11 protein-coding genes and 1 pseudogene are annotated in these 23,475 nt (G+C 71.3%); 10 read left to right on the top strand and 2 right to left on the bottom strand.

The window, feature by feature from the left end:
- Window positions 1–14 precede the first annotated feature (14 nt).
- From ACGFNI_RS25220 to ACGFNI_RS25195, 6 genes and pseudogenes are all read left to right on the top strand, one after another.
- A complete protein-coding gene (locus tag ACGFNI_RS25220; protein WP_393686916.1) occupies window positions 15–4,427 on the top strand; it encodes an FtsK/SpoIIIE domain-containing protein in 4,413 nt (1,470 codons plus the stop codon).
- Window positions 4,427–4,705, top strand: coding sequence for a hypothetical protein (locus tag ACGFNI_RS25215; RefSeq protein ID WP_393686915.1), 279 nt, complete (start codon window positions 4,427–4,429; stop codon window positions 4,703–4,705). Before ACGFNI_RS25220 ends, ACGFNI_RS25215 begins: the two co-directional genes overlap by 1 nt.
- Before the next feature lie 31 nt (window positions 4,706–4,736).
- Window positions 4,737–6,194, top strand: a complete 1,458-nt coding sequence (locus ACGFNI_RS25210) for a DUF308 domain-containing protein (protein WP_393686914.1) — start codon at window positions 4,737–4,739, stop codon at window positions 6,192–6,194.
- 24 nt (window positions 6,195–6,218) lie between these two features.
- Complete coding sequence (locus ACGFNI_RS25205; protein ID WP_393686913.1) at window positions 6,219–6,947, top strand: hypothetical protein; 729 nt, start codon at window positions 6,219–6,221, stop codon at window positions 6,945–6,947.
- Window positions 6,944–7,660 carry a hypothetical protein gene (locus ACGFNI_RS25200; RefSeq protein WP_393686912.1) on the top strand — a complete coding sequence of 239 codons (717 nt, stop codon included), beginning with the start codon at window positions 6,944–6,946 and terminating at the stop codon, window positions 7,658–7,660. Before ACGFNI_RS25205 ends, ACGFNI_RS25200 begins: the two co-directional genes overlap by 4 nt.
- Before the next feature lie 25 nt (window positions 7,661–7,685).
- Window positions 7,686–8,216: pseudogene (locus tag ACGFNI_RS25195) on the top strand (LuxR C-terminal-related transcriptional regulator); the annotation flags it as partial.
- 26 nt (window positions 8,217–8,242) lie between these two features.
- Here the strand turns inward: ACGFNI_RS25195 and ACGFNI_RS25190 are convergent.
- Together ACGFNI_RS25190 and ACGFNI_RS25185 are read right to left on the bottom strand one after the other, a co-directional pair.
- The gene (locus ACGFNI_RS25190) at window positions 8,243–11,104 is read right to left on the bottom strand and encodes a BTAD domain-containing putative transcriptional regulator (protein ID WP_393686911.1); all 2,862 of its coding nucleotides are present in this window, start codon (window positions 11,102–11,104) and stop codon (window positions 8,243–8,245) included.
- A 548-nt stretch (window positions 11,105–11,652) separates the two neighbouring features.
- Complete coding sequence (locus tag ACGFNI_RS25185; RefSeq protein WP_393686910.1) at window positions 11,653–14,814, bottom strand: AAA domain-containing protein; 3,162 nt, start codon at window positions 14,812–14,814, stop codon at window positions 11,653–11,655.
- A 361-nt stretch (window positions 14,815–15,175) separates the two neighbouring features.
- On the opposite strand from ACGFNI_RS25185, the gene ACGFNI_RS25180 reads away from it, so the two are divergent.
- Genes ACGFNI_RS25180 through ACGFNI_RS25165 form a run of 4 tightly spaced genes read left to right on the top strand, consistent with a single transcriptional unit; the run spans window position 15,176 to window position 23,473 of the window.
- Complete coding sequence (locus ACGFNI_RS25180) at window positions 15,176–16,732, top strand: TIGR02677 family protein (RefSeq protein ID WP_393686909.1); 1,557 nt, start codon at window positions 15,176–15,178, stop codon at window positions 16,730–16,732.
- Window positions 16,729–18,075 carry a TIGR02678 family protein gene (locus ACGFNI_RS25175; protein WP_393686908.1) on the top strand — a complete coding sequence of 449 codons (1,347 nt, stop codon included), beginning with the start codon at window positions 16,729–16,731 and terminating at the stop codon, window positions 18,073–18,075. The genes ACGFNI_RS25180 and ACGFNI_RS25175 overlap by 4 nt, the downstream gene beginning before the upstream one ends.
- On the top strand, window positions 18,072–22,214 hold the full coding sequence (locus ACGFNI_RS25170; RefSeq protein WP_393686907.1) for a TIGR02680 family protein: 4,143 nt from the start codon (window positions 18,072–18,074) through the stop codon (window positions 22,212–22,214). Before ACGFNI_RS25175 ends, ACGFNI_RS25170 begins: the two co-directional genes overlap by 4 nt.
- A complete protein-coding gene (locus ACGFNI_RS25165) occupies window positions 22,211–23,473 on the top strand; it encodes a TIGR02679 family protein (RefSeq protein WP_393686906.1) in 1,263 nt (420 codons plus the stop codon). The genes ACGFNI_RS25170 and ACGFNI_RS25165 overlap by 4 nt, the downstream gene beginning before the upstream one ends.
- Window positions 23,474–23,475 lie beyond the last annotated feature (2 nt).

Below are 23,475 nucleotides of genomic sequence, written 5' to 3'. Positions count from 1 at the left end.
AGAGGGGTCCAGCCATGCCCATGATGATCACCATCGCCCGGCGCCCGGACGTGTCGGCCGACATGGTCGTGGATGCCGATCCCGCCACCGTCGTGCGCGACGTTGTCCGGAAGCTGCTGGCCAGCGTCGATGCCGTGGCGGCCGGGCACCCGGGGGGTGCGGGCATGCCGGAGATCTATCTCGGCGACCAGCTGCTCGACCTCGACCAGCCCCTCTCGCACAGCGGAATCCACGACGGCAGCGTCCTGTGGCTGGACCAGCCGGGCAAGGCCGCGAGAAAGCGGACCGGTCTGGTGACCGTCCGGGCGGTGGCGGGTACGGGAGCGGGGCAGGTCTGGCACCTGGACGCCGGCGAGCATCTGATCGGGTCCGGCGCCAACTGCCGGGTCAGGGTGGGGCGTGACCAGCCGGCCGAAGCCGCCGTGATCCGGGTGTTCCTGGACGCGTCGGTGTACGTCTCCGCGTCGGCCGAAGGCCCCCTCCTGGACCGCGCCCCGCTGCCGGGGCACGAGGTCCGCTGGGAGCCCCGCGCCCAACTCCGTTGCGGGGACACCCTCCTGGAGGCGCAGCCGGTACAGCGCCCGGACGCCATCATCGACCCCTCTCCGGACGGCGAGTACCTGGACTACAACCGTCCGCCGCGGCTGCTCCCGCCGACCAAGCGCACCGCCTTCCGCCTTCCCGCCGAGCCCAAGGCCCCGACGCCGAGCGCGCTGCCGTGGCTGGCGGCCTCTCTGCCCGCGGTCTTCGGCGGGGTGATCGCGCTGGTTTCGAGCAATCCGATGTTCCTGCTCATGGCCGGGATGTCACCGGTGATGATGATCGGGAACTGGATCTCGGGGCGGCGCCAGGGCCGCGTCGGACACCGCAAGAAGCTGGCCGAGTACCAGGCCAAACGGGCCGAGACCGAGCGGGAGATCGCCGTCGCGCTGGACCAGGAGCGCCTGGACCGCCGCGTCGCCGGTCCTGACCCCGGCGAGCTGCTGGCCATCGCGACCGGTCCGCGCGCCCGGCTCTGGGAACGCCGCCGGGTCGACCCCGACCACCTCCTGGTACGGGTCGGCATCGCCGACCTTCCCACCGAGATCGTGGTGGAGGAGGAGGGCGACAACAGCCGGCGCCAGCGCGATCTGCGGGCCGCGCCGGACGTCCCGGCCGCCTTCTCCATCGCGCACGCGGGTGTCGTCGGCGTCGCCGGGCACGAGGAGTGGCCGCGGCAGATGGCCCGCTGGCTGGTCGGGCAGCTGGCGGTGCTGCAGAGTCCGCGAGATGTGCAGCTGTACGTCCTGACCGATCCGGCGGGCGAGCGGCTGTGGGAGTGGGCGGCCTGGCTGCCGCACACCAGGCCGCAGTTGGGGCAGCAGGCCCTGGCGCTGGTGGGCGCGGACGCGCAGACCCTCAGCCACCGGGTCGCCGAGCTGATCGAGCTGATCAACATCCGGAAGCAGGAACGGCTCAACGTCGGTTCAGGGGCGGTGCTGACCGACCCGGACATCGTCGTGGTGATGGACGGTGCCAGGCGGCTGCGGGCGCTGCCAGGAGTCGTGACGATCCTGCGCGAGGGCCCGGCCGTCGGCGTCTACAGCATCTGCGTGGACACCGACGAGCGGACCCTTCCGGAGGAGTGCGCCACCGTCGTGGTCGGCGGCGCCGGCCACCCGGCGAGCCTGCGGCAGCAGCGCGCCGACCAGATCGACGGCATCCTCGCCGACGAGGTCGTGCACAGCTGGTACGAGGCCACCGGGCGCCGCCTCGCGCCGCTGCGGGACGTCAGCAAGAACCAGGGCGAGGCCGCGCTGCCGACGGCCGCGCGCCTGCTGGAGACCATCGGCCTGGAGGACCCCGACGCCGCTGCCATCGCGGGCCGTTGGCGCGCCGGGGGCCGCAGCACCAAGGCCGTCGTCGGCTACTCGCTCGACGGTCCGTTCGCCCTCGACCTGGTCAGCCACGGCCCGCACGGTCTGGTGGCGGGCACCACAGGATCCGGCAAGTCGGAATTCCTCCAGACGCTGGTGGGGTCGCTTGCCGTGGCCAACCGCCCCGACGCCATGACGTTCGTGCTGATCGACTACAAGGGCGGCGCCGCTTTCAAGGAGTGCGTCCATCTGCCGCACACCGTGGGCCTGGTGACGGACCTCGACCCGCATCTCGTCGAACGCGCCCTGACCTCGCTCACCGCCGAGCTGACCCACCGCGAGCGCCTCCTCGCCGCCGCGGGCGCCAAGGACCTGGAGGACTACCTCGATTACGCGAGCCGTCGGCCCGAACTCGCGCCGATCCCGCGCCTGCTCATCGTCATCGACGAATTCGCCTCCATGGCACGGGAGTTGCCGGACTTCGTCACCGGCCTGGTGAACGTGGCGCAGCGTGGCCGTTCGCTGGGCATCCACCTGATCCTGGCGACGCAGCGGCCCTCCGGCGTGGTCTCCGCGGAGATCCGCGCCAACACCAACCTGCGGATCGCGCTGCGGGTGACGGACGCGGGGGAGAGCACCGATGTCATCGACGACCGCGAGGCCGCGAACATCTCCGCGTCGACCCCAGGACGGGCCTATGCCCGCCTCGGGCACAGCTCGTTGATCCCCTTCCAGACCGGCCGGGTGGGGGGCCGTCGCCCGTCGTCGGACCGGACGGACGAGGTGGCCGCGCCGTTCTTCCAGCCGGTCTCCTGGCTGGACCTGGGACTGCCCGCACCGCAGCGACCGCGCACCGCCAGGGAGACCGATGAGGCGACCGACCTCTCGGTGCTGGTCAAGTCCGTCCGCCAGGCCGGTGAGTTGCTGGGTATCGCGCCGCAGCGCCGTCCGTGGCTTCCGCCGCTGCCGCTGTCCCCGGTGGTCGAGCTGGCGTCGGAACCGGTCTACGGCTCCGGGGAGGACCCGGTGTTCTCCTGGGCGCTCCAGGACCTGCCGACGCAGCAGCGGCAGGAGCCGGCGACGGTGGACATGGCCACCTTCGGGCACCTGCACATCGTCGGTGCCCCGCGCTCGGGCCGCTCGGCGGCACTGCGCACCTTCGCCGCCGCCGCGGCCAGTGCCTCCAGCGTGGCGGATCTGCATCTGTACGGGCTCGACTGCGGCAACGGCGCGCTGCTTTCCCTGAGCAGGCTGCCGCACTGCGGCGCGGTGGTGCAGCGCTCGGAGACCGACCGCGCGGTCCGGTTGCTGAAGCGGCTGCACGACGAGGTGCAAAGGCGTCAACGGGTGCTCGGCGAGTCCGGGTTCGCCGATGTGGCCGAGCAGCGGGCGGCCAGGCCGGCCGCCGAACGGCTGCCGCACATCGTGCTGTTGCTGGACCGCTGGGAGGGGTTCATGGGCACCCTCGGCGAGTACGACGGCGGGTCGCTGACCGAACTGATCCAGACCCTCCACCGCGAGGGCGGCAGCGCGGGAGTGCATCTGGTCATCGCAGGCGACCGGATGCTGCTGAGCGGCCGGATGGCGTCGCTGTGCGAGGACAAACTCATCCTGCGGCTCTCGGACCGTACCGATGCCAGCCTGGCCGGGCTCAACCCGCGCAAAATCCCGGAGAACCTGCCGCCGGGCCGCGGATACCGCGCGATCAACGCGGTCGAGACCCAGGTCGCCCTGGTGGCGGCCGACCCGGCGGGTCCGGCGCAGGCCGCCGCGGTGCATGCGCTGGCGGCCCGGCTGGCCGAACGGGAGGCCGCGGTCCCGAAGTCGGCCCGGCCGAACCGCATCGCGGTGATGCCGACCGAGCTGTCCTTCGACCAGGCATGGGAGCAGGTCGGCACGCCGGAGCGGATGTGGGCACTGGTGGGTGTGGCCGGCGACGACATCGAGCCGGTCGGCGCCGACCTCCACGGCGACCAGCCGACCTTCCTCGTCGCAGGACCGTCCCGCTCCGGGCGCAGCACGGCGCTCGGCGTGATGACGGAGTCGCTGCTGCGCGGCGGAACCGAGGTGGTGATCGGGGCACCGATGAACTCCCCGCTGCGCGGCTTCGCCGGCCGTCCCGGTGTCCGTGGCGTCATCACCGATGAGGAGCCCACCGAGGCGCGGTTCGCCGAACTGCTCGACCCGGGCGATGGCCCGGTGGTGCTGGTGGTCGACGACGCCGAGATGTGGCGTGACCTGCCGTGTCGGGACTGGCTGAAGACCTTCGTCCGCAAGGCGTCGGGCAGCGGGCGTGGCGTGATCATCGGCGGGGACGTCGCCACGGTAGGGGTGGGCTTCTCCGGCTGGCAGTCGGAGATCAAGAAGAACCGCCGCGGCGTCCTGCTGTCGCCGCCCAACATGGGTGACGGGGACCTGGTGGGGGTCAGGCTCTCCCGCTCCCAGGTGGCCGCCAAGGTCGTACCGGGCGCCGGCCTGCTGCATCTGGGCAGCGGCAGCCTGATGACCACGCAGATTCCGCTGGCGGCGGCCCGTCCCGCGCCGGCCGCCGACAACCGTAGGGAGCAGTGATGGCAGACCTCGTGGTGAAGGACCTCCAGGGCCTGGTCAGCGACCTCAACGAGCTCATCAGCCAGTTCGAGGGGGCACTCGACTTCCAGAACGACGACAAGGGGCTCTGGGGCCAGCTCAACGCCAATCTCTCGATGGGCGACTTCGCCGACAACTGGACCGTCCACCGGGACGAGATGGTCGCGGACATGAAGAAGTTCCGCGACAAGGTGTCCAAGCTCGACAAGGCATGGACGGACGGGGACCAGCAGCTGCTGGACTCGTTCAAGGACGGCTGAGGCGCGGGCAGGCAGGGGCTGAGGAGAACCGATGTCTATCAGGAAACTCGACTGGTCGCCGCTGGACTTGGACAGGGATCCCGTCCACGCCGACCTCGATGTGGTGCATGAGGCGCAGAAGCGCTACCAGAAGATCGCCACCACCATCGACGACGCCGTCGACAAGCTGGAAAAGATCGTCGACAGCGGCAGCGAAGCCCTCGTCGGCAAGTACGTCCAGGGTCTCAAGAAAGATGCGGGTTCGATCAAGGAGAGCCTGGACAAGGCCGGTGTCCGCTACCACGACGTCGCGAACGAGATCGGGAAGTACGAACCGGATCTGAAGCACGGCCTGGACGAGACGGCCGCCGCCCGCACCGACGCCGAGGAGGCCGAGGGCGCGCAGAAGAAGGCCAAGGCCATGCCGGACCCGCAGAAGGACGACGACGGCGAGATCTCTTCCGAGGAGAAGGACAAGGGCACCGCCAAGGACAAGGCCGCCACGGACGCCGACGGGAAGATGACCGCGGCGAAGAACCGTCTCCACAACGCGGTCGACGCGCTCAACGTGGCAGGCAAGCGCTTCGGTGACGCGGTCAACTGCAAGAAATACGAGGACGGTCTGACCGACTCCACACAGGACAAGATCGACGCCGTGCTGAAGAAGATCGGCAAGATCTTCGGCATCATCGGCATGATCCTCGGTGTCCTCGCCATCCTCATCCCAGGGGTGAACGTCCTGGTCTTGGCCGGAGTGGCGGCCGGTGTGGTCTCACTTGTCGCCAGCAGTGTGCTCTACGCGCACGGCAAGGGCAGCATCGTCGACGTCGTCCTGGGTGCCGTCGGACTCGGCCTCGCCGGACTCGGCGGCATCGCCTCGGTGGTGGGCAAGGGGATCTCCAACGCCGCCAAGAACGCCGCCATCTTCGGCAAGGGGCGCCCCGGTCCGGTCACGACCGGCGGCGGAAACAACATCGAGATGGTGACGCTCGGGGCCGGCGGACGCGGGGTGCCGAACTTCTCCAGGCCGTTCGGTCCCGGCAACACGTTCCGGCCCGTGCCGAACTTCTCCAGGCCGCTCGGTCCCGGCAACTCCTTCCGGCCCCTGGGGACGCCGGGCAACGCGGCCACCAACTGGAAGAACATGACGGAGTGGTTCAACAATCCGGCCGTCAACTGGGCGCTCGGCAAGGGCGGCTTCGTCACCCCCGGGACCGGGTTCTGGTCATCGGCGGGGAGCCAGTTCAAGGACGTCGGCAAGTTCTGGGCCATGCTGAAGAGCGATCCGACGAAGTTCGGCAAGGATTTCACCGGCATCCTCACCGGCATCCAGGGCGCCCGCGACCTGTCGGCCATCGTGCAGGCGGCCAACCTCGGGAAGATCTCGCCCCTCTGGTACGTCTGGGGCGGCGTGAACGGCGCGTTCGGTATGGGCGGTCTGATCTACGGCGGCGGACGCCAGATGGGGTGGATCCCCGATGTCAATCCGCCCGGCGTGGTCGCCACCTGATGAGTGGGAGAAACGAGAGAAACGATGAGTGAGAAGCTCTCGACGCTGGCCCACGCTCCCTGGCACTGGGAATGGGTACCCGACGTCCGGCCCGATGAGGGGGACGACGACCCCTGGGCCGCGCACATAGTGGAACTCTTCACGGACTGGACGTCCGCCGGCCTGGACGCCGCCCGGCAGTCCTGGCCGGCGGACGCCGAGGCGGAGTTCCCTTTCACCGCGGACGCGGTGGGGCACGGCGTCGTCGCATGGCTGCGTGAGCGCGCGGCGCAACTGCCCGCATGGTCGCGGCTCGCGTGGGGCGCGGCGTTCGTGGACGGCGAGCCGCGCTGGGCACCGGTTCCGGTCGTCGTGGAGTTCCGCAGGCCCGAAGCCGATGACCCGAACTACCTCCTGGAGCTGATGGGCGCAGGCGGCGTCGAAGGCGATGACCGACCGCCCTCGGTGGACTACGTGACCACCCTGAGCGGTGACGGGTTCCGGATCTTCGCCCTGGGACGGACGTCCGACGGCGCGGCCTACGGGCGGGTCGGGGCGGCACTGCGCCTCGACGTCCCCCAGGGCGGTGACACGGCGGACGTCGGCGTGGACGTCCTGCTGACGACGCTGGTGTTCGAGATGGGTCTGATGGCCGTGATCGGTTCGGGAATAGAGCAGTTGATGCAGCAGATCGCCGAGGAGAGCGCGCCGCCGCCCGGCGGCGGCCAGGCCAGGCTCGGCTTCCGCGCACCGCAGGGCGAGGTGCAGTCGTGATCGACTTCGAACTCGTGCTGCCCGACGGCTGGGTGCAGATCCCCACCACACCGGACATGACCAGGCTGCGCGGCCGGGTCATCGACGAGCTGATCCGCCACCACTTGCCCGACTCGCTGCCGCGCGACAAGGCGGGCCCGTTCCGCCGCATGCTCCGCAAGGAACTCGTCGCGGCGACCGACGAGGCATCCCGGCAGGGCGCCCGCTCGGTGCTGCTGCCGCTGCGCGAGTTCAACGGCGTCAAGCTGCCGGGGTCGATGCTGGTCACCGTCATCGAGGACGGTGAGGAGGACGAGGACGCGGAAGCCCTGCTGGCCTCCATCCTCGCCGACGCGGGGGACGAAGGGAGTTACCTGGAGATCGGGCAGGCGCCTGCGGTACGCCTCGCCACCGTCGTGGACAGCAGCCCGGCCGGGCGCAAGGCGCCGTCCTGGCGGGTTTCGTACTACGTGTCCAATCCGGACGCGCCCGGGGTGTGGGCGCTGCTGACCTTCACCGTCCTGACCGACGGCGATGTCGAGGCCGAGCCGGTCCAGGCCGTCGTGATGCTCTTCGACATGATCGTTTCGACGATGCGCTGGGCGAACCGGATCGACGCCCCGACCGAGGACGAAGTGCTCGCGGAGCTGGCGGAGTTGTCCCCTTCGGCGGACGCGGGAGTACCGGCCGGGGAAGCCGGGACACCGCATGAGGCGGATATGAAGAGAACATGAAGCCGCATCCCGCACGCTGGAGGGCATGACAGTCGTTGCCAGCTCCTCCCTTGTCCCCAAGAGTGCCGACCGGGTACGCATCGCCATCGTCAGCCCGGACATTCTGGCCCGGATCAAGAAGGAGTTCGCCGACAAGAACCTTGACGTGGAGATAGTCCAGATGCCTTACGTCGAGGTCGCCGTCCGGCCGACGACCGGTGTGCCGGCCGTCGGCCGGACCGTGCTGCACCGGGGGACCGGCGCCGGCTCCCGCCCCGACCTGCCGACGGCTCGCCGGCTGTGCGCGGAGTACCGGCTGAACGTGGTCGGTCACGCCGAACAGCCGGACACGCCGCCCGGTCCGCCGGCACCGCACGGATACGCCCCGGCACCGGCGGAACCGGACGCGGCCGACCCCGCGGCGGTCTCCCTCTCCCGGCGCCAGCACGAGGTGATGGCCCTGGTCTCCCGTGGGGCACGCAACGCCGAGATCGCCGAGCGGCTGCACCTCCGTGAGAAGACCGTGAAGAACCACATCAACCGCATCTTCCGGCAGTTGGGTGCGCGCAGCCGGGTCGAAGCGGTGCTGTTCTGGCAACGCGATCAGCGCAACGGGCTCACGCTGCCCAGCGCCGCACCGCGTCCCGGCGACACCGGACGCGAGCCGGTGGCGTCCAGCGTGTCCAGGAGACCGGCGACGCCGGTGAACTCCATCGCGTCCAACTCCACCAGTATTTCCCGTGCTTGCTCCGCCAGAGCCTCGGCCGAACGCCGGGACTGCCCCAGCCACCGCGTCCTGGCCAGACCGAACAGGGACAACGCCTCGTGGTAGCGGTCCCCGTTGGCCACACACAGGGACAGCGCGTCCTCGAAACACCGCCCCGCCGCCTCGGCATCGCCGAGCCCGTGCTCCGCCAGGCCCAGGTTGATCAGCACATTCGCCTCCAGCAGCGCGTTGCCGCAGCGCCGGGCCGCGGCGAGGCCGGGAGTGCCGTAACGCAGCGATTCCGCGAACTCGCCGTGCTCGGCGTGCAGGCCGCACAGGACGTCGAGGCAGCCGGACTGGTGATACGCGGAGCCGGTGCGGTAAGCCAGCGCCAACGCCCGCTCGGCGTGCCGCAAGGCCGCCGGGTGGTCCTCGGCCTCCCGCAGCGCGGAGGCCAGGTTGCCCAGCAGACCGGTACGCAGGACGTCGTCGTCGAGTTCGTCGGCGAGCCGCAGCCCGCGCTCCAACTGCTCCACGGCGGCGGCGTTCCGCCCCATCCGGGAGTCGGCCACGCCCAGGTGGTTGAGGAGGGCGGCCTCGGCCCGCCGGTTCCCGATCAGCTGGGCGCTGCGGAGACCGATCCGCAGGGTTTCGGCCCAGTCCCGGGCCTGCCCGGCCGCGTAGAAGTAGTCGAAGAGGAGATACGCCAGCTGCCAGGCCGCGTCGTGGCAGCCGATCCGCTGCGCCGCGCGCACGAGCGGGCCGAGGTTCTCCCACTCCCGCGCGCACCAGGCCACCAGCTCCCGCTGGTCCGCGAACCGCGGCGGCTCCTCGCCCACCGCCTCGGTCTCGACGGTGAACGGGAGGGGAAGCCCGTCGGCGGTGTGGTACCGCGCCAGCGCCCGCACGTGCCACCGCAGCGCCCGCTCCAGCGACCGGCGCCGCGAGGCGGCCGGCTCACCGCCCCGGCACACCTCCGCCGCGTAGATCCGGGTGAGGTCGTGCATCACATAGCGGTCACCCACGGCCTCCACCAGATGCTGGGAGGCCAGGTCCCGCAGCACGTCCGTCGCGGCCGACGGCGGTACGTCCAGCAGCGCGGCGGCCGTTTCCAGCCGGATGCTCTCACCCGGGAAGAGGCCGAGGACGCGGAAGGCGTGGGCGGTCTCCGGATGGAGCTTGGCGTAGGAGCAGGAGAGCACTCCGCGCACCGAGGCCAGCTCATCGCCCGGTATCTCCAGCGTGTCGAGCCGGAGCCACACATCCTCCAGGTCGGCCACCAGATCGGCGATCCGCTGCGACGGACCCGCCGACACCTGCTCGGCGACGACGCGCAGCGCCAGCGGCAGATGGCCGCACAGCTCCGCGAGGCGACGGGCCGCCTTCGGCTCCGCGTCGACCCGGGCCCCGCCGATCGCGTCGGAGAGGAGTTCCAGGGACTCATCGGCGCTGAACGGCGACAGCGTGACCCGGCGGGCGGAGTACCTGACCGCGAGACCCCCCAGTCGGTTCCGGCTGGTGACGACGGTGAAGGACGGGCCGCAGCCGGGCAGGAGGCCGTCCAACTGGTCAGCGGACTCGGCGTTGTCGAGCACGATGAACAACCGCTTGTCCCGGACGAGACTGCGCCACAGCGCGACGCGCGCCTCCTCCGACGCGGGAATCGCCCTGGCGTCGAGCGAGGTGAGCAGATGGTGGAGCACGTCCGCCGGTGCACTGGCCGGCCGTTTGGGGTCGAAGCCGTGCAGGTTCACGTACAACTGGCCGTCCGGGTAGGCATCGGCCAGCTGATGACCGCAGTGCACGGCGAGCGCGGTCTTGCCGACGCCGCCGACCCCGACGATCATCGCGATGCGCGACGCCCCGGGCGACGGCGTGCGCGCCGCCTCCAGCACCTGCTGCGCCGCGTCCGTCCGGCCCGCGAACCTTCCCACACCCTGCGGCAGTTGTGCCGGCCGAACGGGCCCGGCGGCCATCGGCACCGACGCGCTCGGACGGTCGGCGAGCAGCGCCCCGTACAGCGCCCTGAGCTCTGCCGACGGATCGATCCCCAGATCATCGGCGAGCCTTTTGCGCAGCTCGTGGTAGTGGGCGAGCGCGTCGGCGGTGCGGCCACTCCGGCTGAGAGCCGTCATCAACAGGGCGCTCAACCGCTCGTGGTACGGGTTTTCCTGCACCTGTCGCCTTAACTGGTCGGCCACCCGCGACGGTTGACCCAGATCCAGCAGCGACTCGGCACGCTCGAGCAGCAGGCTCAGCCGCAGCTCCGACGCCCGTACCCGGTGCTCAGCGGCGAGCGGCCCCGGCAGTCCGCTGAGCGCGATGCCCGGGTACCAATGGCTCAGTGCCCGATCGTAGGCGCTGACCGCCGCGGTCGGATCCTGCTCCGCCCGGCTGCTGCGCGCCTGCGCCGCCAGCCGCTCCACCATGGCGATGTCCAGCCGCGCGGGGTCGAGTCGGAGCGCGTAGCCGGGACCGGAACTGGTCAGCGGCAGCGGCGGATCACCGAGCCCGGCCAGCGCCCGGCGAAGCCCGGACACATAGGTGTGAAGGCTGCCGACCGCGGTGGCCGGCGGCGACTCCCCCCAGAGGCCGTCGACCAACTCGTCCCGCGAGACCACCCTGCCGGTCCGCAGTGCAAGGATGGCGAACGCCGCGCGCTGCTTCGGGGGCCCGAGGGCCAGCTCCCGTCCTCCGGCGTACGCACGAAGCGGCCCGAGCGTCTCGACCCGCAGGTGATCACCGCACGACACCGGCATGGGGACCTCCAGAGGGAGCAGCGCTTGCCCGTACGCCGCCGGGCGGACAAGCCGCGAGCGCCGCGCGGCTGATGGGTCAGGGGTCCGGCCAGTCTCCGGGCTCCACACCCGAATGTTCAAGGCGAGACATCGCCGACCGGGCACATTCGGGCAGGTCAAGCCCCTTGACGGGCAGGGGGGAGGGGCGTACGGAGGGGGCTCGGCGGGTGTCGGTCCGTCTCTTCGGTGCCTCGCCTTGGCGTCCTGGGCGAGGAGGTCGGCAGGCGTCGCAGGCACGCTGCGGCGGTGATGACACCCGCCCCGCCGCGAGCACGGTCACCATTCGGGCACGCAGGAGGGCGATACGGGTTTCTGCGGAAGGGCCCGGCCTGTCGTGCTCGGAAGGCGCTCGGGGTGGTTGCCCGTTACGTCTTGCCGGTTACACATCATGTGGAGTGTGTGGCGATTCTGGAGCGGGCGGGGAAGGGGGCCTGAATCTCAGGTCCGCCGCTCGCGGCCCAGCCGGCTGCGAGCCGCGCGTACACCCGTGCCGCTGTGGTGCGCTGTCCTCAGCGCCTGGCGCCACCTGACCTGATGTCCTGGTTCCACGCATTGCTCCGGCCGTTCGGCCCCGTCTTACAGGCCGTGTCGTAGCAGCGCCAGAACCAGATGCCGTTCTTGCGTCGGCGCAGTTCGATGCTGGTGCCGCCGCAACGGGCGCATTTCGGAGGGCGGGTGAACAGCTCGGCGCGCTCATGTTCGAGCAGCTTGCGGGCGAAGTGGCCGCCTCGCATCGTCACCATGACCTCGCGGGTCCACGACTGGGACAGTGTGTTGAGGCTGCCGATCATCACCGTCTGCTCGTCGATCACCACAAGCTTCTGGTGCATGACGTTGACGGGGATGACCGTGTGGACGACGGCCCGGAGATCCTCGATGAGTCTCTGGTTGTTGGGACGGGCTTGGAGCTGGTCCGTGTCGTCGCGGATGAATACGGTCACGTGCACGCCGCGTTCGGCCGCCTCGCGGAGCAGCGGCAGGATGCTGCGCACACGGTTGGCGACCCATGGTGCCCACAGCCGGATCGACTTACGGGCCGCGCGGATCTCGGCCTCGAACGTGCTGAAGAAGGTCAGCTCGTCGTCCATGCCTGTCACCTCGACGTGCCGGGCCAGGACCTCGGCGAGTGCGGCACCGAACCCGCCGAGGTCACGCGCGTTCTCGTGCGGTGGCGTGATCAGGTGGCTGGCACGTAGCCGTCGTACGCCATGGGTGCCGACCAGGGCGGCCAGATGTGTGAAGGCCCTGCCGTCCTTCGCGGCCTGAATGCGCTCCCAGCTGCCGATGACGTAGAGGCGGGTCTGGACTCGGGTGGCCGCCACGTTGAACAGACGCATGCCGTCCCGTAGCCAGTCCGAGGCGTCCGGCCCTCGGTGCGCCATCGACATCCACAGATCCCGGCCGTCGGCACCCTCGACCGTGTCGAAAACGACGACGGGGAACTCCCGGCCCTGGAAGCGGTGTGCCGTGCCCACCTCCGCCAGTGGGCCGCCGCCGCTCTCCACGTCCCGCAGAGCCTCCAGCGTCGCGTCCGCCTGGACGCCGTAGGGCGTGACGATGCCTGTTTCCTCGCCCTTGCCGCGGTGGTACTCCACGAGGGCTCTGGCGATCAGCGATCCGGCCGGCCACCAGCCGCTGCGGCGGCCCGTCAGGTGGGGCCTGGCCAGTTCGTGCAGCCCGTCGGTGTCGACGACGACGATCTCGGGGTCGTCCGGGGGGCGTTGTGCCGCGGTCTGCTTGCCGCCCTGCAGCATCCCTCCGTATGCGAGCGCGTTGGCCAGGCCCATCACGGCCGGGCCGAAGCGGTGTTGCTCGGTCAGGGTGACGCAGGCCGGATGCCGTTGGGCGTCGGCCGGATCCCGGATTCCGCAGTGTTGGAAGACGTCCGGGAGCAGCCAGCGCTTGACGTCCGGACGGTCGAGATCCTTCAGCTGATTCTCGATGACCGGCCCGAGCTGCATGAAGTCACCGAGCAGGACGGCCGCCCGAGTTGCCTTCGCCGTCGCGAGGATCACCTCGGGCAGCGTCGCCGCGCCCGCCTCGTCGACCAGGACCACGTCGTACGGGCCCTCGAAGACCGCCTTGTTGGTGCGGAACCGGGCGAGGGTGGTGGCCACCAGTTTCGCGCTCTTGATGATCTCGCCCTGGGCGTTGCGGGCCAGACGCTCGTACTCCTCCTGAACCTGCTTGAAGTCCTCCTCCAAGGTGGAGCGGCGGGCCGTGTCGGCTGTCACTCGGGGACGCAGCTGCTCGGCGCGGGCGTGGCGGGCCGGCCAGTCCTGCTGCTCTGCCCGAGCGGTGAGTTCGGCGGCATCCAGAGCACGGACGACGGCCTGCTCCAGCCGTGTGGCCTCCTCGCTGCGGGTGGACACGAGGTCCCGGGCCGAGCCGTGGGCGGACAGTGCCGAGGCGAGTGCCTGCTCCAGAGCGGTGATCTGTTCGGGGGTGTGAGCGATGCCGGTGACCAGCTCCGCCCGTTCCGTCTCCAGTGCGACGACGTGCGCTTCGGCTGTGGCGCGCGCGGCCTGCGCCGTCCGGCGTGCGCGGTCCGCGCCCTCCTCGGTGCCGGCCAACTGCTCGCGGAGCGCCTGCCGTTTCTCCCGGGCACGCCACCGGGCCACGGATCGCTGGGTGTCGAGCTGCCGCAACTTTTCGGACAGCTCGGCGAGGTGGCCATCGGCTGTCAGAGCCTCGGCCTCTTTCCACTGCGCGGCCTTGAGGACGCGGGACTGTTCCTTGCGCAGCCGGTCGGCATCGGCCCATTGCCGGCGGGATTCCTCGGCCCCGTCCCGCCGACGTTGGGCCGCCACCGCTGCCTGCTGGGCCGCCTCCCGGTTCGTCACGGCCTCTTCCAGCAGGGCCGCCGCATTCTCCGCCCGCTCCCGTACGGAGACCGGATCCTGGCCGGGCATGTGCAGCAGCTTCCGGGCATCGGCATACAAGGCCGGGTCGAAGCGGGTGAGGGAGGCGTCCAGTGCGGACAGTTCCGCCGCACGGGTCCGGATGTCCACCAGCGTGGCCTCGATCACGCGCAACCGCTCGGCTGTCTCGGCCAGCCGCTCCCGCACCATGAGCGGCAGTGACACCTCGGCGTTGTCGGCGACCTCCCGCAGCTGCGGCGGGCCCACACGGACGATGTCACCCGGGCCGTGCCGGTTCTCCTTCACCACACCCAGCAGGGCGTTGTCCACGGCAATGTTCGTGGCGGATACCAGCAGTACGCGGTTGCCGCGGGTGATCAGGTCGCCGATGGCACGCTTCAGCACCGTGGTCTTGCCGGTGCCCGGCGGGCCCCACACCAGATGCACGCCCTGGCCGAGGCACGCGCGGTAGGCATCTCCCTGCGCGGGATGGAACCCCGGGGGGTCGGGGTCGGGTGAGGAGGTACCGCCGACCGCACCTCCGGCCAGAACACTCGCCAGCGGGGCCTCGCCCAGCCCGGAGATACCGTCGCGCAGTGCCTCGACGAGGAAGGTCGGCGGTTGCTTGAGCAGCCACAGATACGCGTCCGTCAGATCTGCGAACTCTGCGATCTTCAGTGTGAGCAGGGAGCCGGTTTGCACCGTCTCCGAGACGGCGAAGCCCTCGGTATCGACGCCGTCCGGCTCGGGGCCCGCGAGCCGCAGCGCGTCCAGCTGGTCCGGTCCGATATCGGAACCGCGCAGATCCACCGCGTACCAGCCCCCCCCTTGGTGCGGACCGCGCGCCCCAGACGCTGCCAGCGCGGCTGCCGGCCCGCGCTGCCCATGATCGCGACCAATTCACCAAGAGCCGCAGCGATCTCCTCGCGCCACCCCACCCCCGTCGCCCCCGCTCCCCGTCCGGCAATCTCAGGTCCCCCGCCGACCCTACCCAGCGGCACCCGCGGTGATCCCGCGGTCTCTGTGACGTGCGGCGAATCCCGGCCAGGTGGGCATGTGCGTCAGACCCACCTGGATGGAGGAGAAAGGGACTCGCCCCCGTGAATGTCAGTGCCGCCGCCTACGGTGGAGAACCACATGCCGCCGAGGCGGCAGGGGAGGGGTGAGAGGCATGCGCAGGGTTCCGCCGGAGATGTTCCGATTCACCACAGGGGAAAGGTCCGACCTCTACGGTGCGGTGCTGGGCGCCTTCGGCGCGGCCGGCGAACATCTGGAGACGGCGCTGGGGCTCGACGACGTACGCGAACGGCTGCGGACGGTGGGGTGGTTGGCCGCGGTCGAGGACGAGGAACTGCACGACGTACTGAAGAAGCTCGTGGACTGGGAGCTCCTGGACAGGGTCCACAACCACGCCGAGAACTACCGCACGGCCGAGGAGTACGAGCGGCGCAACCTGCAGTACTCGCTGACCCGCCGGGGCGAGGCCGCGCTCGCCGGGGTGCGGCACGCGCTGGAGGTGCTGGCCTCCACAGGGGCCCTCCAGACGGCCGTACTGGAAGCCATCGCCGACCGGCTCGACGAGCTGTGCCTGCTCTCCGATGAGACCGCCTTGGGCGATCGCCGGATCTTCACCACGCTGCGCGAGCTGGAAGGGCACCTGGAGGCCCTGGTGGAGAACACCAAGGCGTTCAACGCCGAGCTGCAGCGGCTGCTGCGCGCCGAGGGCACCGACCTGGAGGTCTTCCGCGAGGTGAAAGCCGCCACCGTCGCGTATCTCCAGGAGTTCCTGGTCAATCTGGACCGACGTGGGCAGGCCGTCGCCGCGGCCGTCGGCCGGGTGGAGGAGCGGGGTGTGTCGCTGCTGCGGGAGCGGGCCCTGCGCGGCGCCGAGCTGCCGCCGGTGGCCGGCGAGGACCCGGTGCCCGGCTGGCTGGAGAGCCGGCGGGCCCGCTGGGCCGGCTTGCGGGCGTGGTTCCTGCCGGACGACGGGGCCCGTCCCCGCATCGAGCAGTTGCACGACATCGCCCGGCGGGCCATCGTCTCCCTCCTGCAGGTCCTGGAGCGGATCAACGAGTCTCGGCGCCGCTCCTCCAGTGCCGTGCAGGATTTCCGCGAGCTGGCGCGCTGGTTCGCCGCCGCCCCTGGGGAGGAGGACCTGCACCGGCTGTGGTCAGCGGCCTTCGGCCTCGGCCCGGCACGCCACGCCCACCTCGCGCATTCCGACCCGGAGTTGATTCCCTCCGTGCTGCCGTGGTCCCAGGCTCCGCCGGTCGAGGTGTCGGCGCTGCTGCGGACCAGTGGAAGGACCGAGCGGTTCACTCGTACGGCCAAGGTGCGGGACATCGCCGCGGTCAAGGCGGAGCGGGCCGAGCGGGCCCGTGCGGAGCGGGCGGAACTCGCACTGGCCTGGCGGGGTCTGGAGACGGACGGACCCATGCGGCTTTCCTCCTTCGGCGAGCTGGATCCCGTGGTCTTCGAGCGGCTGCTCGATCTGCTGGGCCGTGCTCTGTCCGCCGGTCAGGACACCACCGGGTTGCGGCGCGCGACCACCGGGGACGGCCGGGTGGAGATCGTGCTCTCCCCGCCACCCGACCACCGCACCGCCGTGCTACGTACCGCGAAGGGAGCGCTGTCCGGGCCTGACTACATCGTCCATATCACCGCGACGGACCAGACCGGGGCGTTCTGGTCCGTGCAGAAGCCCGCGCGAGAGGAGGTGGCGGGATGAGCACGCTCGCCAACCAACTGGCGGTCGCCGAAAGAGAGGAAGTGGCCCGGGGCATCCGGCTGTTGCTCGCCCGCCCACTGCTCACCGAGGCGGCCGACCCGGTGGGCTTCGAGCTCGTGCGACGGCGACGCGAGCCGCTGGCCAAGTGGTTCGACTACACCTGCGGCTGGAACCTGGTGGTCGAGCCCCGGCGCGGGTACGCACGCCTCGCCAAGATCCGCACTCACGCCGATTCCTCCCGCCCCGCCCGGAGACAGCGTTCCCACCGGCCTCCCTTCGACCGTCGGCGCTACGTCCTGCTGTGCGTGACCGCAGCCGAGCTGCTGTCCATGTCGATGACGACCATCGGCCTGCTCGCCGGTCGTGTCGTCCAGGCCACGGCAGCCGATCAAGCACTGCCCGCCTTCGACCCGGTGCACCGGCCGGAGCGGATGGCGTTCGTGGACGTTCTCAAGCTGCTGGAGTCGTACGGCGTGCTCCGCGCCGTGGACGGCGCCACCGAGGCGTACGTCGAGTCGGTGGAGGCCAAGGTTCTCTACGGCGTGGACACCACCCTGCTGATGCGGCTGCCCGCCGCGCCCGTCGGTGCCTCCGGGCTTGCCGTACCACCGGACGAGGTGCCCACCGGCTTCGAGGGTCTCCTCACCGGGATCGTGCGGGAGCGGCGTTACGGCGGCGCGGCCGGTGACGGGACGGCGGAGGAGACGCCTGGCGCGGCTGCCGCCACGGAACCACAGCGCAATCTGTGGCTGCGCCACTCGGTGCTGCGCCGCCTGTTCGACGATCCCGTCGTCTACCGGGTGGACCTCACCGAGGACGAGCTGGCTTACGTCACCTCCCTGACCGGCCGCCAGATCCTGCGACGGTCGGTCGAACAGGCCGGCTTCCTCCTGGAGGAACGCGCCGAGGGGTTCCTGCTCGTCGACCCGGACGCGATCGCGACCGACGTCCGCTTCCCCGACGACACGTCCACCGCCCGGGTCGCCGCACTGCTCCTGCTCGAACCGGTCTGTGCCGCGCCCACCGGACTGCTTCCCGAACAGCTTGCCGAGGCCGGCGCGGACCTGCTGCGCCGCTTCCCCCGCTGGGCGAAGGCGTACCGGTCCCAGGACGGTGCGGCCCGGCTGGCTGACGATGCCGTGCGCGTGCTGCGGGACATGGGACTGATCCACCGGACCGGGGGTCGCGTCGTCGCGCGCCCGGCCGCCCACCGCTACCGCGTCGCCGAGGCCACCGGTGCGGACGCGGACAGGAAAGCCGGACAGAGGAACAGCGTGACACGGAGTGAGGCGATGGGCACCGAGGCCCTGGACGGCGGTCCGTACGAAGGGGACGAACAGTGAGTGTGACAGAGCTTCCCGCGCCGCGCCGCGACGAGCCGGCCGAGTCGTCCGGTCCTGCCGCGCCGTCACAGTGGAGCCGCTGGCAGCCGCACCGCGCCGGCATCCTCAACGTCTGGCGTTACTACGACGAGACCTTCACCTTCCACCAGGGCCGCCTGCTGCTGCGGGGCCAGAACGGCTCGGGCAAGTCCAAGGCCCTGGAACTCCTGCTGCCCTTCCTCTTCGACGCCAGCCTGCGCCCCAACCGCCTCTCGACGTTCGGCGGTTCGGAACGCACCATGCACTGGAACCTCCTGGGTGAGGGCGCCTCAGGCAAGACCCGGGTCGGATACGTGTGGCTGGAGTTCCGCCGTGTCGGTGACGACGGCGAGGAACGCTGGTTCGGCTGCGGGGCGCGTCTGCAGGCGAGTGTGCACACCAGCGGAGTGCATACCGACTACTTCACCACCAGTTCCCGGATCGCCCACCCCGGCGGTCTGTCCCTCATCAACGGCGCCGGACAGCCCCTGACCCGCGCTGCCCTCGCGGAGGCCCTGCGCGACCGAGGTGACGTGCATGCCTCGGCCGCCGACTACCGCACGGCGGTACGGCGCGAACTCTTCGTCGGCATGGGGGAACAGCGCTATGAATCGCTTCTGTCCGCTCTCCTCCAGCTGCGTCAGCCCAAACTGTCCGAACGGCTCGACCCCTCCCTGCTCTCCACCCTCCTCTCCCGCGCCCTGCCTCCACTGGGCGAGGGCGAGATCGCCGAACTCGCCGAGGGCTTCGAGCGGCTGGACCGCCAGCGCGAACACCTCACGCGACTCGACGACGAGGTGGCAGCTGCCGAGACCGTTGCGTCCCGGCAACGTGGATACGCGCGCCGGGTTCTGCGCGCTGCCGCGGCCGCACTGATCTCCGCCACCACGGAGATGGACAACCTCACCCGTATCGCCAGGGCCAGTGCCGAGGACCATGCCAGGGCCCGGGAGGAGCGGGAGATGACCGAGGCCCGGCGGGAGGAGCAGGTCAAGCGCGCGCACACCTTGGAACAGACCATCGAGGGCCTGCGTGACAGCGACGCGTACCGGCAGGGTGAGGAGCTCGACCGGCTCCGTCGCCGCGCCGAAGAGACGACGGCCGACGCCCGGCGGCAGCGCGCCGGGGCCCGCACTGGACGGAACCGAGCGGAGGAGGACCAGCGGCGTGCAGATGAGGCCACGGGCCATGCCCGCACGCTCGAAGAGCACGCCTGCGAAGCCGCCGAGGAGGCCCACCGGTCGGCACGAGGAGCGGGTCTGGAGTCCGTCCACCACGAAGCGGACGCGCTGCTCGGCTCCGTACGCCTGCCGTCCGGCGCGACGGATCCCCGGCAGGACACCGTTCCGTCCGAGGCTCCGCCCGCCTCCGACGGGACGGGCGAGAAGCGGGCCCGGCAGGCGCGCCGACTGCTGCGGGGCGCGGTCACCGCCCGACGGCAACAGGTCGATCTCGTCATGGAGGCCATGGACGGGCACGGTCGAGCGGTCCGGGACCGGGGCACCGCAGAGGAGGTGCTGGAACAGACCCGCACCCGGCTTGCGGAGGCGATTGCCGGGCGCGACGCAGCGGCCCATGCCTGGGATGACGCTCTCTCCGCACAGGCGGAGCGGCTGCGCGCCTGGGCCAGGGGGTGCACGGAACTCCTGATCACCGATCCGGAGGAACTGTCGGCCCGCGCGGCGTCCGAGACCGAGGTGGTGGCCCTGGTGGAAGCCGCCGCTCGCCCGGTGGAGCAGGAGATCGCGGAACACGAGGCCACCGAACGCGCTGTACGGCGAAGCCTGCTGGACGAGCGCGACGCGCTGGGGCGGGAGGCGGAACGATTGCGTCAGGAGACCGACCTGCCGCCCTCGCCGCCGTACACCCGCACTGCGGATCGCGCCGCCATGGCAGGCGCGCCGCTGTGGCGGCTGGTCGCCTTCCGCGCGGGTGTGCCACTCGCCGTACAGGCCGGAGTGGAGGCGGCGCTGGAGACGTCGGGCCTGCTGGATGCCTGGGTCGGCTCGGACGAAGGGCTCACCCTGCCTGGTCACGACACCCGTGTTGAGGCCGCCCTGGCCCTGCCCGCTCCGGGGGCGAGCCTGCTGGAGGTACTGCGGCCCGAAGAAGACATCCTGGTCCGGGCAGAGACGGTCTCCCGGCTGCTCGCCGGTGTTGCCTTCGGTGCGTGCCTCCCCGATGGGCATCCGGCCGCCGTGTCAGCCGACGGCGCCTGGCGCCTCGCGCTCGCCACCGGCACCTGGAGCAAGCCGGAGCCCGCCCACATCGGCGCCCTCGCCCGGCAGCGCGCACGACACCGCCGGATCGGCGAACTGACCGACCGGATCGCCGGGACGCAGGCCTCCCTCGCCGCACTCGACGACCGGTTGCACGCCCTCGGCGCCCGGCGCGACCTGCTGGACGCTGAGCGGGCGGCCCGCCCCGACCACCGCGAGCTCGATCAGCGGCGCCGTGCCTGGGACCGTGCCGAGGATCAGGTAGCGGCCCGGGACGACGCTGTACGCGACGCAGTCGGGCGCTTGGAGCGGACCGAGACCGAGGTCACGGCCGCGCTGCGCACGCTCAGTCGTCGCGCGGCGGAGCACGGTCTGCCCACGGACAGCGGCCGGCTGCGCGAACTGTCCCGCGCCATCGACACGTTCCGGGACTCCGCCGACCTCTGGGTGGACGCCCGGCTCCACGCGACGGCGGTCGCCGACCGGGCCCGTCAGCTCGTGGCGCAGGCGGATCGCTCATACCGGGACGCCGAGGAGCAGAACGCGGCCGCGACCATCGCCGAGACCGAGGCCGAGGGGGTGCGGGCCCGCCTGGAGGCGGTGGAGGCCACCGTCGGCGAGGACTACCGGCAGGTGGTCGCGCGTGTCGCCGAGGCACGGACCGAACTGCGTAGGTGCCGTGACGCGGCCGAGCGCGCGGGTGAACTCCTGCGCAGCCTTGAGGGGCGCATCGGGGAACTGCGGGCCGTCAGCCAACGTGACGTCGAGGGACGGGAGCAGGCGGTCATGTCCCGGGACGGTGCAGCACGGCGCTTCCGGCATCTGTGCGCGACCGGACTGGCCGAGGACGCCGGCATCGCCCTCGAACTCGATGCCGAGGGCGGCGCAAAGGCCACCCTGGAAGCAGCCCGCGCGACCGCGGCGAAGTGGTCCGGCGTCCCGCATGCCGCACACAACCTGGGCGATGCCGCCACCCGCCTCTCCGAAGCGGTCCATGAGGCTCGTCGGCACCTCGGAGCCCGGGCCGACCTCGACCTGGAGCCCGACGAGGACGTCCAGCTCTTCACCGCCACCCTGGACGGCGTACGCGTCGGGGCAACGGGACTGCTCACCGCGCTGACGCAGGAGCGCGACCGCAGCCGGGACGACATCACCGGCGCCGAACGGCGTCTGTTCGACCAGATCCTCACCGGTGACATCCGCCGGCACCTGGCCACCCGCATTCGCCAGGCCGGTGAACTCGTCGACCGCATGAACGGTCACCTGGAACGCGTCCGCACCGCCTCCCGGGTCTCCGTCCAGCTCGTGTGGCAGATCCGCCCGGATCTCCCCGAGGGCACCCGCACCGCCCGCGAGCTGCTGCTCAAGGACCCGGGCCGGGTCACCGACAGCGACCGGGAGGCCCTGCACTCCTTCTTCCGCGCGCGGATCGAGGAGGCCAAGAACAGCGACACGGCGGCGAGCTGGGAGGAACAGCTCGGCGAAGTGCTCGACTACACGGCCTGGCACCAGTTCACCGTCCGTCTGGACCGTGCGAACGGGACCGGCTGGCAGCCGTTGACTAAGAAGCTGCACGGTGCGCTGTCCGGTGGAGAGAAGGCCATCGCCCTGCACCTGCCGCTGTTCGCCGCGGTCGCCGCCCACTACGAAGCCGTGCCCCGGGCGCCACGGCCGATTCTGCTGGACGAGGTCTTCGTCGGCGTCGACACCGTCAACCGCGGCCAGGTCTTCGCGCTGCTCACCGCTCTCGACCTGGACCTCATGCTCACCTCCGATCACGAGTGGTGCACTTACGGGGAACTGCCCGGCATCGCCATCCACCAGCTCCTCACGAGCACGGACGACGACGCGGTCACGAGCGCCCGCTTCGTGTGGAACGGCACTGATCTGGAGGCGGAATGACGACCACGGGACCGACCCTGGGGGAGCGCACCCTGCGCCGCCCCGAGCTGCAGCCCCTCTGGCAGACGGTCCACGACCGCCTTTCCTCCGGTCGGCCCGTCACCCGCGTACGCTTCGGCCCGCTCGATGACCCCCAGCGCGAAGCCCTCGCCGACCTCCTCGGCCTGGACCGCCTGCCGGACGTCCGGCCCTCCGTCACCCTGGCCCGCCTGGAGGAGGCAGTCACCGAGCTCAGCGGTCGCACGGTACGTGAAGTCGTCACCGAACTGGTCGGCCCGCCGGCCGACCGCGCGGCCGAGCGGCGCCGTCAGGAAGACGAACGGGCCTGTCTGTGGGCCTGGTTGGATGCCCACGACGCTGTGCGGGCCCAGCCCGCGCTCGCCGACTGGGCCACCTCCTGCCGGGCCACCGGTCTGGTCGACGGCTCTCCGGGACGTACGCGTGCCCTGCTGACCGACGCGCTCGCGGTACTGGCGGCGCTTCCCTCCCATGCGGAGCCGTTGCCGGTCTTCGCCGCCCGGGTGGTGAGAGGTGATTCCCACGCTCTCGATGACGGCACCCGCCTGTCCTCCCTCGTCCTGCGTGCCCTGGCGGCCCTCCACAACACCGACCTGCCGCAGTCTGCCGCGGACCGGCGCGCCCTGTGGATCCGGGCGGGCGTCGCCGACGACGAACTGTCCGCCACTGTGCTCACCGCCGGACTACGACCGGGCGGCGACGGGCCGCTTGCCCTTGTGGCACGTGTGTGTGCCGAGGCCGGGCAGGCCGCCGGCCTGACCCTGGCCCAGGTACGCGCCCCCGGAGGGTTCACGCTCGGCACCCGGCCCGCTCCCGTTGTCCACGCCGTGGAGAACCCCAGCATCATGGCCCTCGCCCTACGGCGGTTCGGCCCCTCCTGCCCGCCCCTCGTCTGCACGTCCGGCTGGCCCAACAGCGCCGCCATCCATCTTCTCCGCCTGCTTGCGGACCACGGTGCGGACCTGCGCTACCACGGCGACTTCGACGGCGAGGGCATCCGCATCGCCGCCTATGTGCTCGACAAGACACCGGCCCACCCGTGGCGCATGACAGCGTCGGACTACCGCGCCGCGGTAGCCCGTATCCCTGGCGGCCCTCCACCAGGCCGCCTCACCGAGGCGCCCTGGGATCCGGAGCTGACCGCGATCATGGCCAGTCACGGCACGGCCGTGGTCGAGGAGTTGGTTGCGGACGTTCTGCTGGATGACCTGGCCGATGCCGGGCGTGCGGGCACGGTCTGAGG

Source organism: Streptomyces sp. NPDC048644 (assembly GCF_043199105.1).
In the GTDB taxonomy this organism is placed as follows: domain Bacteria; phylum Actinomycetota; class Actinomycetes; order Streptomycetales; family Streptomycetaceae; genus Streptomyces.
Note: the sequence above shows the minus strand (reverse complement) of the source record. Positions and strands in the feature narration are given on the sequence as shown.

Coding starts and splice junctions, on each gene's coding strand:
- ACGFNI_RS25215 (WP_393686915.1), top strand. CDS start 4,427: ATGGCAGACCTCGTGGTGAAGGACCTCCAGGGCCTGGTCAGCGACCTC.
- ACGFNI_RS25205 (WP_393686913.1), top strand. CDS start 6,219: ATGAGTGAGAAGCTCTCGACGCTGGCCCACGCTCCCTGGCACTGGGAA.
- ACGFNI_RS25165 (WP_393686906.1), top strand. CDS start 22,211: ATGACGACCACGGGACCGACCCTGGGGGAGCGCACCCTGCGCCGCCCC.
- ACGFNI_RS25210 (WP_393686914.1), top strand. CDS start 4,737: ATGTCTATCAGGAAACTCGACTGGTCGCCGCTGGACTTGGACAGGGAT.
- ACGFNI_RS25190 (WP_393686911.1), bottom strand. CDS start 11,104: ATGCCGGTGTCGTGCGGTGATCACCTGCGGGTCGAGACGCTCGGGCCG.
- ACGFNI_RS25180 (WP_393686909.1), top strand. CDS start 15,176: ATGCGCAGGGTTCCGCCGGAGATGTTCCGATTCACCACAGGGGAAAGG.
- ACGFNI_RS25220 (WP_393686916.1), top strand. CDS start 15: ATGCCCATGATGATCACCATCGCCCGGCGCCCGGACGTGTCGGCCGAC.
- ACGFNI_RS25175 (WP_393686908.1), top strand. CDS start 16,729: ATGAGCACGCTCGCCAACCAACTGGCGGTCGCCGAAAGAGAGGAAGTG.